General features: G+C 35.3%; 10 protein-coding genes. 6 read left to right on the forward strand and 4 right to left on the reverse strand.

Annotation, left to right across the window (positions count from 1 at the left end):
* Position 1: 1 nt before the first annotated feature.
* The 4 genes from ACKPCA_RS00170 to guaB all read right to left on the reverse strand — a co-directional run bounded on the left by ACKPCA_RS00170 (position 2) and on the right by guaB (position 5,394).
* Complete coding sequence (locus ACKPCA_RS00170; protein WP_321280628.1) at positions 2 to 1,354, reverse strand: peptidylprolyl isomerase; 1,353 nt, start codon at positions 1,352 to 1,354, stop codon at positions 2 to 4.
* A gap of 10 nt (positions 1,355 to 1,364) precedes the next feature.
* Complete coding sequence (locus tag ACKPCA_RS00175) at positions 1,365 to 2,204, reverse strand: hypothetical protein (RefSeq protein WP_321280629.1); 840 nt, start codon at positions 2,202 to 2,204, stop codon at positions 1,365 to 1,367.
* Positions 2,197 to 3,843: a peptidylprolyl isomerase gene (locus ACKPCA_RS00180; RefSeq protein ID WP_321280630.1), complete on the reverse strand. Its 1,647-nt coding sequence runs from the start codon at positions 3,841 to 3,843 to the stop codon at positions 2,197 to 2,199. Before ACKPCA_RS00180 ends, ACKPCA_RS00175 begins: the two co-directional genes overlap by 8 nt.
* 81 nt (positions 3,844 to 3,924) lie before the next feature.
* Positions 3,925 to 5,394 carry an IMP dehydrogenase gene (guaB, locus tag ACKPCA_RS00185; RefSeq protein WP_054714836.1) on the reverse strand — a complete coding sequence of 490 codons (1,470 nt, stop codon included), beginning with the start codon at positions 5,392 to 5,394 and terminating at the stop codon, positions 3,925 to 3,927.
* Between the two features lie 181 nt (positions 5,395 to 5,575).
* On the opposite strand from guaB, the gene ACKPCA_RS00190 reads away from it, so the two are divergent.
* The 6 genes from ACKPCA_RS00190 (at position 5,576) to ACKPCA_RS00215 (ending at position 12,658) form a co-directional block, all read left to right on the forward strand.
* A complete protein-coding gene (locus ACKPCA_RS00190) occupies positions 5,576 to 7,483 on the forward strand; it encodes a RecQ family ATP-dependent DNA helicase (protein WP_321280631.1) in 1,908 nt (635 codons plus the stop codon).
* Between the two features lie 131 nt (positions 7,484 to 7,614).
* Positions 7,615 to 8,244 (forward strand): DUF5063 domain-containing protein, encoded by a 630-nt coding sequence (locus tag ACKPCA_RS00195; RefSeq protein ID WP_054714839.1) that lies wholly within the window; start codon positions 7,615 to 7,617, stop codon positions 8,242 to 8,244.
* A 33-nt stretch (positions 8,245 to 8,277) separates the two neighbouring features.
* Positions 8,278 to 8,868, forward strand: coding sequence for a 3'-5' exonuclease (locus tag ACKPCA_RS00200; protein WP_054714842.1), 591 nt, complete (start codon positions 8,278 to 8,280; stop codon positions 8,866 to 8,868).
* A 92-nt stretch (positions 8,869 to 8,960) separates the two neighbouring features.
* Positions 8,961 to 10,148, forward strand: coding sequence for a class I SAM-dependent rRNA methyltransferase (locus tag ACKPCA_RS00205; protein WP_321280633.1), 1,188 nt, complete (start codon positions 8,961 to 8,963; stop codon positions 10,146 to 10,148).
* A 76-nt stretch (positions 10,149 to 10,224) separates the two neighbouring features.
* Positions 10,225 to 11,448, forward strand: coding sequence for a DEAD/DEAH box helicase (locus ACKPCA_RS00210; protein WP_321280634.1), 1,224 nt, complete (start codon positions 10,225 to 10,227; stop codon positions 11,446 to 11,448).
* Positions 11,449 to 11,467: 19 nt separating this feature from the next.
* The gene (locus tag ACKPCA_RS00215) at positions 11,468 to 12,658 is read left to right on the forward strand and encodes a protoporphyrinogen/coproporphyrinogen oxidase (RefSeq protein WP_321280636.1); all 1,191 of its coding nucleotides are present in this window, start codon (positions 11,468 to 11,470) and stop codon (positions 12,656 to 12,658) included.
* Positions 12,659 to 12,677: the final 19 nt, after the last annotated feature.

Here is a 12,677-nt window from a genome sequence, read left to right on the forward strand (position 1 = left end):
ATTATTTTTGCCAGCCTTTGAATCTGAATTTTGCATTCTTGTATGAATCATCAATGTGAACGTAAGTGCCAGATTGTTTCTCTTTGATCCATTTATCAAGAACATCTTGCTGCTTTTGATTGGTCAGCATATTCTCAAAAATACTCCAGTCATCATCTAGGTTCGCTATATGAGATTTGGTTTCTGATTTTATCTTGATGATTTTGTAAGCATCTTTTCCTCCGGAAACATCTAAGAATGGCTCAGAAATTTCATTGATTTTTAAGCTGTTAATTTGTTGAGCAATTGCAGGAGGCAAATTATCTTTTTCAAATCTAGATGATCCAGTATATGGATTAACTATCAAACCACCATTATTTCTGGTATCCTTATCAGCTGAGAAATAAAATGCAGCCTCACCAAATTCCAATTTTTCACTTCTAATTAGATCTGCGATACTATCTAAGCGTGTAGTGGCTTCTTTTCTTTTTTCTTCTTCAATTTTTGGTTTAAGAAGAATGTGGCGCACATTAATTCTTTCACCTTTTCTGTCGATGAATTGAATGATGTGAAATCCATACTCAGTTTCTACAATTTTAGAAACTTTATCTGTTTTTAGATTGAAAGCTACGTTTGCAAATTCTGGCACCAAACTAGATCTAGGAGTATAGCCTAATTCACCACCTTGACGAGCACTTCCTGGGTCCTCAGAATAAAGAACTGCTAGTGTAGAAAAGCTCTCACCCTTATGTACTCTTTCTCTAAAATCTCTTAATCTCTTTCTGATTCGGTCTTTCTCGTCATCGGTAACTTTTGGATACCTAACAATTTGTTGTACCTCTAGTTTACCAGCAATTGTAGGCAAGCTGTCCTTGTTTAGTTTATTGTAGAAATCACGAACTTCAGCTGGAGTAATGTGGATATCCTTTGTGATTTCTGCCTGCATTTTCTCTTTAATTCTTTCATCTCTGGTAGGTTCTCGCAAATCATTTTTCATATCAAGAATTGATTTGCCAAAATATTGTTCCAATTTTTCTTTAGAACCTATTCTTTGAATATACATTTCCATTTTACGAGAAAGATCCTCTTCAACTTCTTGTTCGGTCACCTCAATACTATCAATCGCAGCTTGGGCAATCATAAGTTTTTGAATCAATAGATCTTCAAAAATTTCGGTTTTCAAGTCAACACTACCCGATGTGTATCCTTGAGCTTTAAGACTGATAAATCTTTGCTCAACATCCGATTTTAATACAACCTGATTACCAACCACGGCAATAATTTTATCTACCACATTGTCTTGAGCATTAAGAGTAAGAATACTCAGGAACAACAGTGTTAACACCGTGCAAGTTTTTCTAAAAATGTAACGCATATTTTATGGTTTAATAAATTTTGAATTTATTTTTCGATTCCGCATCTCTGTAGATGTTCTCTTCGAGGTTTTTAATGAATTCTATTTTTCGTTTATTGATTATTATTTTTCTAATGTCATCTCTCACAAAATCAAGAGGTGCAATATTATTCTTGAACTCAACATTTTTAATAGCTACAAAATATCTATAGGTTGAATCCTCTGTTTCAATGTGTTTTCTGCTTTTTAAAAGTTTGTCTTCATCACTAAATTTGAACGGGATTCTATTTAATAGTTCTTTCGCATTTACCCATTGCCCGCTAAAATTATCAAATTTTGTGGCATTCTGAAAACAGTAGTCTTCCAATTCGTCCCAATCTTCTTCTTTTTCTAATTTATAGAGTTTTTTAATTTTATTATAATCAGGAACAGGCTTTGAAATTTGAATGTATAATGCTTTGATAATGTTTCTATTCAATATGAAGTTGCCAGAGTTTTGACGATAATAATTGTCAATTTCAAAGTTTGTAACAGTGGTATCAAGTTTCTGCTCTAAAAGTTGTTGCTGGTACTTATGAATAATTAAAGAGGAACGATAATCCTCAACCATTTTGCTAACATCCTTGTCTTCTGCCGAAAGGTTAAGTTCTGCTTTCGAAATGATCAACTGTTTTTTTACCCACTGGTGAATGTAGTTATCGGCAATTAATATGCTATCTTCTTTAGTGCTTCCGTTGGGAACAATAGCCGCTACTTCGCTCATGTATAAAAAGTTTTGATTTACTTTAGCAACAGCCTTGTCTTCTTCCTGATTGTAATTACAAGCAAGCATGCCTGCAAGTAAAAATATTGTAAGTATGTATTTATTCATTATAAATTGTTCGCAAATTTGTTAAAGCTGAATGATTGATTTTTACAGAGTATTTCTTTCGAAGCTCTTCCGACCATTTTTCTTCAAGCCAAGCTCTGTAATCTTCCAATACTATATCTTTAACCGTTTTGTAATCAGCATCTGTATCGTATTTGTACTGATTGTTAGTGTAATATTCTTTTATTTTTTCTTTATCTGTTGTATTATCCCAAATTGTTTTTTTTGTAATAAAATAAACTAAAATTCCATTTTCGTATTCATCCAGTAATGTCTTAAGCTTAGGATGTTTTTCTACAAGTTTATTTTTATGGTATGCTAAGATACAAGTGTTTGAGAAATTAACATATAATCTGTTGATATAATCTTCAAAATTTTCATAAATATCTTTCGAAGCTTGTTCACTTAAGAATTCAGCAAACTTTTCTTGAGAGTAATCTCTGTCTTCTATCGAAAATAAAGTTTCCCATAGTTCTGCATAAGCATAATCTAGGATAGAGTAAAAGTTCGATAGTAGCTTTTTATTTTCTTTAAATTGATATTTTTCTTTTAGTTTTTGAATTAATTTACTTTCTGAAATTCTTGACCTGCTGTCTTCTTCCAAAAGTTTTATTAATTCATCCTTACATTCTTCAAGAGTATTATATTCCTTTTTATCTAAAAGTTGGATGATGTGATACCCAAAGTCGGTTTTTATTAGAGGTGAAAAATCTCCTTTCTTTTTTAATTCAAAAGCAGATTTTTCAATTGTTGGATGTGTTTCAAATAGTCCAAACCAAGGCAAGATGCCATTGTTTTTTACGGAACTAATATCATCTGAATATTTCTGAACCAACTCAGAAAAATCAGCACCTGATTGAAGAAGTTGATAAATAGAATCGGCTTTTGCTTTGATTTTACCTTTTTCATTTTTCTTTTTAAACTCAAGCATAAGATGCCTAATTTTAACCTTCCCCGGATTTTTTATCTTGTCAATAGTCTGTATGATGTGATATCCGTATGGTGAACGAACTGGTATGGAATATTCTCCTTTGGTTGTGTTGTAGGCAGCAGTTTCAAAGGCGTAATCCATATCAAAAGCGGTAATGTATCCTATTTCACCATTATTCTTTCGGGCCGACAAATCATCAGAGAATTGGTTGGCAAGTTTTGCAAATTTCTTGCCCTGATTTAATAAAGAATAGATTCTTGTAGCTTCCTGATAGGCTTTAAGTGTATCTTTTGGAGTAGCTCTACCTTCAATCTTAACCAGAATATGACGTGGCTTTATGAAATATTTAATTCTTTCAAATGTTTCTTCTAGAAGATTTTGATTGATCTTAACAGGATATAAATAAGGGTTGAATACTTGATTGTGATGGTTTTCAATTTCCTGAATCACTTCTGGAATTGTATCGAACCGCAATTTTTTTGCTTCTCTTGCTTTTAGGTAAAAATCGATGTATAAATCTAAAGCTTTGGTAAGCGATAATGGTTGGTTGTGTTGGTCGCGAAGCTTATTACTCTCGAAAAGTTCTACAAATGGAGCAGAAGGGTAGGTTGTATCATCAATTCTAAAAAGGGTATCTGTAGTACTATATTGCCCGTAACTTACTAACGAGCAATATAAAACTGTAATCAGATATAATAAACCCTTCCTCATTCAGCAATTATATGGTAAATATTCTAAAAAAGAAAACGGTAACCCGTACCATAACGGGTTACCGAAATATATGCGATAAAATTATCTGCTATAGTTAGGAGCTTCGCGAGTAATCGCAACATCATGTGGATGACTTTCTGCCATTCCCGAAGCTGTAATTTTAACAAATTTGGCATTGTGCAATTCTTCAATACTTGCAGAACCACAATATCCCATACCTGCACGCAGACCACCAATTAACTGATAGATTACTTCATAAAGAGTTCCTTTATAAGGTACACGTGCTACAATTCCTTCAGGAACCAATTTCTTGATATCATCTTCAGCATCCTGGAAGTAACGGTCTTTTGAACCATGTTGCATTGCTTCAACAGAACCCATACCACGATACGATTTAAATTTACGACCGTTGTAAATAATGGTTTCTCCTGGAGATTCTTCAACACCAGCAAGAAGTGATCCTGCCATGATACAATCTGCACCAGCAGCAATTGCTTTTACAATATCACCAGAATAACGCAACCCACCATCAGCAATTACAGGAACACCAGTTCCTTTCAGAGCTTTTGATACTTCGTAAATTGCACTTAACTGAGGAACACCAACACCAGCAATAACGCGAGTTGTACAAATAGAACCAGGTCCGATACCAACTTTAACTGCATCAGCTCCAGCTTCAACAAGCATTTTAGCGGCTTCAGGGGTAGCAATGTTACCAACAATAAACTGCATGTCAGGGAATTTCTTTTTTGCAGTTTTTAGAACTTCAACAACTCCTCTTGAATGACCGTGAGCGGTGTCAATAATAATAGCATCTGCATTTGCTTGAACCAATGCTTCGATTCTATCCAATGTATCGCCAGTTACACCAACTGCAGCGGCAACACGTAAACGACCTTTCTCATCCTTACAAGCCAATGGCTTATCTTTTGCTTTGGTAATGTCTTTATAGGTTACCAAACCAATTAGTTTGTTTTTTGAATCAACAACTGGTAGTTTTTCAATTTTGTGAGCTTGAAGAATTTCTGCAGCTTTTTCCAAATCTGTAGAATCGGAAGTGCTAACAATATTTTCACTTGTCATTACTTCTGATATTGGACGATCCATATCCAATTCGAAACGTAAATCACGATTGGTAACAATACCTAATAGTGATTTATCTGTGTCAACAACAGGAATACCACCAATTTTAAATTCCTTCATTAATGCCAAAGCATCTTTTACAGTTTTGTAAGGAGGAATTGTAATTGGATCGTAAATCATCCCGTTTTCAGCTCTTTTTACAGTTAACACCTGTTTTGCCTGAGCTTCGATACTCATGTTCTTGTGAATTACACCAATACCACCTTCACGAGCAATGGCAATTGCCAAAGCAGATTCGGTAACAGTATCCATCGCAGCAGACACCATTGGAGCATTAAGAGTAATGTTACGGGAGAACTTTGTTTTTAAACTTACGTCTCTAGGAAGTACTTCAGAATAAGCAGGAACCAAGAGAACATCATCAAACGTTAGACCGTCAGAAATAATTTTATCAGATACGAATGACATTATGCAATAATTTTAGATTTAAATTGCATGCGAAAATACAAAAAAATAGCGGAATAGAACTTGATTACAAATACTAAAAATTGTTAATTGATTAATTCCACCTAAAAGTTAGTATTTTTAAACTGTTTTATTGATAGAAAAATTGAATAAAAGGAGCACAAATCAACTGGGAAAGAAATAAATGGATCGATTTAAGGATGTTCTGAAAAAATATTGGGGATATGGTACATTTCGTCCTTTGCAGGATGAAATTATTAAATCGGTTTCCGAAGGAAAAGATACTTTAGGCTTAATGCCAACAGGAGGAGGTAAATCGTTAACTTTTCAGGTTCCGACTATGGCAATGGAAGGCATATGTCTGGTGGTTTCACCCTTGGTTGCTTTAATGAAAGACCAGGTTCAAAACTTAAAAGAAAAGGGGATTAAGGCGGAGCTGTTATATTCTGGACTTTCAAAGGATGAAATTGAAAATATTCTGAATAAATGTTTGTTCGGAAATGTGAAGTTTTTATACATATCTCCAGAGAGAATAAGTTCAGATATATTTAGAAAGAAGGCTGCGCAAATGAATGTTTGCTTAATTGCAGTTGACGAGTCGCATTGTATTTCGCAATGGGGTTATGACTTTAGGCCTTCATATTTAAAAATAATCTCACTTCGAGAGCTTTTGCCTGATGTGCCAGTTTTGGCATTAACCGCAACAGCAACAAAAGATGTAGTTTCTGATATTCAGGAAAAACTTGGATTTCCTGAGAAGAACGTATTCCGTAAAAGTTTCGAACGCAAAAATTTGGTTTATCTGGTTAGAGAAACTGAGGACAAACCCAAATATTTGCTCAAGATTCTAAACAAGCAAAAGGGAAGTTCGGTTGTCTATGTACGCAGTCGGAAAAAGTGCAAGGAGTTAGCTGAGTTTTTAAAAAATAATAGAGTAAAAGCAGAATTCTATCATGCAGGTTTGCCAAATGAGGTGAAAGACTTTCGTCAGGAAAGATGGCGGAAAGGGATCGTGCAAGTTATGGTAGCAACCAATGCTTTTGGTATGGGAATCGATAAATCGGATGTGCGTACCGTTGTGCACATGGATTTGCCTGATACATTGGAAGCTTATTTTCAGGAGGCAGGAAGAGCAGGAAGAGATGGCAAAAGAGCGTATGCTGTAATGCTGTATTCGAATCCCGATAAGGTACAGTTACTGAAGAGAATCAAAACATCATTTCCCGAAAAGGATATGATTGTTAGAGTTTATCAGGCATTGGGGAACTTTTTGCAAGTGGCTGAAGGCGCTGGCAAGGATGCGGTTTTCGATTTTGATTTGGGACAGTTTTGTCAGAATTTTAAATTTAATGTTCTTCAGGCTTTTAGTGCATTGAAGATTTTACAACGAGCAGGATATATTGAATTGACAGATGATTTGGAACATGAATCCAGAATACATTTTGTGGTTCAACGCGATGATCTGTATAAGTTCCAGGTTGCCAATAATGATTTTGATACCTTTATAAAGATACTCTTAAGATCGTATACAGGTTTGTTTACCGATTACGTTCCTTTTAATATTGATACTTTGTCCAAAAGAATTAAAGCCGATAAAGAATTAATAGTTGAATACCTAAAAGAATTATCGAAGTACGGTATCATAAAATATATTCCAAGAAAGAAAACACCTTTTATATTATATACTCAGGAGAGATTGCCTATCAGCTTTATAAAATTGAGTAAAGAGGTTTACCAGGACAGAAAGGAGAATCTTGAAAGTAAAATTCAAACGGTGATTGATTATGCAGAATCGGAAAATATATGTCGATCGAAATTTTTATTGGAATATTTCGGACAAAAATATGCCCCCGATTGTGGAATGTGCGATATCTGTAAAAGCAAAGAAGAAAAAGTGTTGAGTGAACAGGAGTTTAAAGAAATCTATTATGCGATTTTGAATTTAATCGAAAATGATTTTTTAAGCATTGATGAACTTGTGGATCGCTTAGATTATAAGGATGATAAGATTTTGGAAGTAATTCAGCATCTAAAAGACAACGAAGAAGTAGATTGCCAAAGTGGTAATCGAATAAAATACATTCCAATCTAGTTCGAAACTTAACCAATAATATAAGGGTACAGAACAGGCTTGTTCGTCAAATCTTATGTGCTGACTGGAAACTAAGGATTTATTATTCGTAAAATCTTGTTATTTTTGCAAGGTTGTAGGAAAAAATAAAGATGGAAGATCAATTTGAACACGTAGTATATTCTAAAAATGTTATTGAATTTGTAACGGTAGCAAACGAGTTTTGTTTGTTATTGGAATCAAGTTCAAAAGTTTCGAAAATTGAGTTTGTAGAAACAGCTCAAAAATTATTACCATTGCTTTATTTAAAAGCATGTATGTTGCCAAGAAATGAGAATGAGTTAGAGGAAGAAGTTGAAAAATTTGTGACTGAATCAGATTGGGAATTCATTCACTCTTCGGTAAAAAATAAAATGGGTGCTCACGACGAGTTTTTAGAAGTGTTCGAGAACGATATGGAGTATAGCGATACCCCATTGGTAGCCTCCGTTTCTGAAAATTTTGCCGATATTTATCAGGATCTTAAAGATTTTATTACTTCATATAAGATTGGAACATTGGAAGTAATGAATGATGCACTTTGGGATTTAAATAACCATTTTTACGAGTATTGGGGCCAAAAATTAGTTAATTCGCTAAGAGCGATACACAAATTGGCAGCCGATAAAATTAATTTAGATGATGAATCGGAATTAGATGTTGATTCAAATATCGATAACATAGACATGAGTGGATCTATTTTCTCGCAACGTCAGAGAGAATGGGACGAAGAAAATGAATAAGGAAAACAGTTTTCCGGAGTAAAAGAGTAGTAAATGTTGCCATTTCAAAAATCAATTACAAGCGAAGAAGCAAACAAAATGCCGTTAAAGGCTTTCGAAGGAGATATCATACTTGTTGATGAGTATAAAGATCTGTACGAAGCTATTCAATACCTGAATAACTATTCTATTTTAGGTTTTGATACGGAAACCCGACCGTCGTTTAAAAAAGGAAAAGTAAACGATGTTGCTTTGCTACAATTGGCAGCTAACTCTAAAACATTCTTGTTTAGAATCAATAAAATAGGACTACCCGAAGAAATTATTGACTTGCTTAAGAATCCAAATATTGTGAAAGTTGGGGCAGCAATAAAAGATGATATCAGAGGATTGCAAAAATTGAATGACTTTGATGCCAATGGTTTTTTGGAATTGCAGGATTATGTGTCGAATTTCGGAATCGAAAGTTTTTCTTTAAAAAAATTATCGGCAATTGTCTTGAATTTTAGAATCTCAAAAAGACAACAGGTATCCAATTGGGAAGCAGAAACATTGAGTCCTGGTCAGTTAAGATATGCTGCAACTGATGCATGGGTATCTTTAAAGATTTTTGAAAGATTGAAAGCTACAGAGCAAGACTTGTAAGCCTTTCGCAAAATACCTTGATTGCTTACAGTCAATTAACAACGAATATGCAAAGGTCAATATTCGTTAACCAGTAAAAAACACATTTCTAAATGATAGATTATCCAAAAGTATACCTGAGAAAAGGAAAGGAACATTCTGTAAAAAGATTCCATCCGTGGATTTTTTCAGGAGCGGTAAGTAAAGTAGATGAAGGCTTACAAGAAGGCGATTTGGTCTCAGTTTATAATGATCAAAATGAATTTTTAGCCATTGGACATATCTCCATTGGTTCAATTGTAGTTCGCATTTTAAGTTTCGAAGAGAGAGAAATTAACCTGGACTTTTGGGTAGAAAAAATCCGCTCTGCTTGTCAAATGAGAAAGGCAGTGGATCTTTATGGCCGAGAAGACAATAATGTATTCAGGTTGGTTCATGGAGAAGGTGACGGATTGCCAGGTTTGATTATTGATTTCTACGCTGGAACAGCAGTAATTCAGTGTCATTCGGTTGGAATGTATTTGCACCGTGAAGAAATAACAGAAGCATTACGAACAGTGTTTGGTGATGATTTGGTGGCTGTTTTTGACAAATCTGAAGGAACCATTCCTTTTAAATCAGGAATTGAGCCAAAGAATGGATACTTGTTCGGCGAAACAGATTCGTTTACTGCACTAGAGAATGGATTGAAATTTAAAGTGGATTGGTTAAAAGGCCAAAAAACAGGATTCTTCATCGATCAGCGTGAGAACAGAAGTCTTTTGGAGCAATATTCAAAAGGACGATCAGTACTAAATATGTTCTGCTACACAGGGGGATTTTCTTTTTATGCCATGAGAGGTGGAGCAGAATTGGTTCATTCGGTTGACAGTTCTTCCCGAGCAATTGATATTACAAAAGAAAATGTTGAGCTAAACTTTCCGGGCGATAAGCGCCACGAGGCATTTGCTGAGGATGCATTTAAATTTTTAGATCAATCATCTCAAAAATATGATTTAATTGTACTTGACCCACCTGCATTTGCAAAGCACAAGAAAGTGTTGGATAATGCTTTGAAAGGATACAAGCGATTAAATAAGAAAGGATTTGAACAGATTAAGCCAGGAGGAATTTTATTCACTTTTTCATGTTCGCAGGCAGTTAGCAAGGAAGATTTCAGAAAAGCAGTTTTTGTAGCTGCAGCTAATGCAGGAAGAACGGTTCGTGTGTTACACCAATTGACACAGCCTGCCGATCATCCAGTAAATATTTACCATCCAGAAGGAGAATACCTGAAAGGTTTGGTTTTGTATGTTGAATAGACATTTTTTTGTATCTTCAATATGGTTTAAAAGGAGAGCAAAACTCTCTTCGTATTAATTACTAAATAGAAACTAGTTGAAATTTTCCGAATTTGATTTTTCTCCTGAGATAATGGAAGGGCTGGAGGCCATGGGCTTCGAGACACCTTCTCCAGTTCAGGAGTTATCTATCCCTAAGATTATAGAAAAAAAAGATATGATCGTTTGTGCCCAAACGGGTACAGGAAAAACGGCAGCATATCTTCTTCCGGTAATGGATCAAATCCAAAAGAATCAAATTGAGGGTTTTAGTACCTTGATATTGGTTCCAACAAGAGAGCTAGCTATGCAAATCGATCAGCAAATGGAAGGATTTGGATACTTTGTTTCCATCACTTCATTGTCTGTTTATGGAGGTGGTGATTCATCGGTTTGGGATCAGCAGAAAAAGGGTTTGATGGAAGGTGCAGATGTAGTAATTGCTACTCCTGGTAGAATGATTTCGCACCTGAATTTGGGGTATGTGGATACTTCAAAATTGAAGCATTTGATTTTGGATGAGGCCGACAGAATGTTGGATATGGGTTTTTTTGATGACTTGATGCAAATTGTGAGTTATCTTCCCAAAGAGAGACAAAATCTGATGTTTTCGGCTACAATGCCTCCAAAAATCAGGGAACTGGCCGAGGAGATTTTGGTTGATCCGGAAAGTATCAATATTGCAATTTCGAAACCTGCTGAGGGAGTTTTACAAGCTGCCTACATGCTTTACGAAGATCAGAAGATTCCTTTGATCAATCATTTGTTGAAAGGAAAAGACCTGAAAAGTGTAATTATATTTTCATCCACAAAAGTGAATGTAAAGGCCATTACAAAAGACCTTAAAAAACACAATTTTAAAGCAGCAGGGATACAATCCGATTTGGAACAGAGTGAGCGAGAAGAAGTGTTGCGCGAATTCAAAAATAGAAAGCATCAAATATTGGTTGCTACAGACATTATTGCCAGGGGAATTGATATTGATTCAATTGATTTGGTAATCAACTTTGATGTTCCGAACGATGCTGAGGATTACGTGCATAGAGTTGGACGTACAGCGCGTGCAGAATCGGAAGGAGTTGCCTTGACTTTTATTACAGAAAAGGATCAGAACGACTTTAAGAAAATCGAAGATCTGATTGAGTCGGATGTATTCAAGATTCCGGTTCCTACTGAATTGGGAGAAGCACCTGAGTACAATCCCAGAACCAAACCCAAATCAAACGGCAAGCGCAAGTTCTTTAAACGAAAAAAGACAAATAGAACAAACAATAAAAAATAATAACCCTAACCAAACTAAAATGACCCAAGCTGAATCTTACGACATGATTGTGATCGGCGCTGGAATAAGTGGATTAAGCCTCGCAAATCATATTGCCCGATCGGGAAAAAAAGTACTAGTTGTTGATGCTGCCAATAAGGTAGGCGGATGTTTAAATACTTATTACAAAGATGATTTTTGGGTTGAGATGGGAGCGCATACCTTTTATGCGACCTACGCCAATCTAATCGATTTGATTCAGAAAAATGAGTTGGAACAGGACATTGTAGCTCGCGAAAAGGTTGGCATGAAAGTGTTTACCGATAAGCACGAGAAAATCATGTCTGGGGTAAATAAATTTGAGTTAATACGATCGGTTCCAAATTTGTTTTTCTCGAAACGAGATGGAAAAACCGTTAAGGAATACTTTGGAAAAATTGTAGGTCGAAAGAACTACGACAATGTTTTTACTCGCATGTTTAGTGCGGTAATTGTGCAGAATGCTGATAATTTTTCTGCAGAATATTTTCTAAAACGACGCAAAACCAAAAGCAAGGAACATCCTAAGAGTTTTATTCTTAAAAAAGGGATGTCGAGTTTTATGGAAGCTCTTGCTTCGCATGAGAATATCAAGATTCAGCTCCATACAAAAATCAGTCAGATTACTAAAAATCAGGAAGGATTTGAGGTAAAGTCAGAAGAAGGCGATGTGTTTACTTCCAAAGACATTGCACTGGCTGTTTCTCCTAAGTTTGCTTCGGAACTATGCAAAGACTTGAATGTTGATTTATCAGATGTTTTAGCGGATTATCCGATTCAAAATATTGAGTCGAGAGCTGTTGTTTTGCCTAAAGAAAAGTTGAATTTCGATCCGGTGAGCTTTATTATTCCATTGCAAGGTCCTTGCTTTTCAATGGTTACGCGCGATGTAATGACTCATGACAATATGAGAGGATTTGCATTCCATTTTGAAGAAAATCATATTGGCAAGGAGGAGCAGGAAAAATTCATGGCAGAACTGCTTTGCCTTGATTCTGTGGATGCTGAAATTGCAGAGACCAAGCACAAATTACCACTGATCAAGATTGGCCATACCGAAAGAATGGCAAAGATTAAGCAGTTGGCCGAAGAAACAGGAATTTACATCACTGGAAACTACTTTAACGGCCTTTCTTTGGAGGATTGTGTAGAACGATCGAAGCAAGAATTTGAGCGTTATTCAAAATCCTAATACCCAGTACCTGATACTT

The organism is Marinifilum fragile, from assembly GCF_963677365.1.
Classification (GTDB): domain Bacteria; phylum Bacteroidota; class Bacteroidia; order Bacteroidales; family Marinifilaceae; genus Marinifilum; species Marinifilum fragile.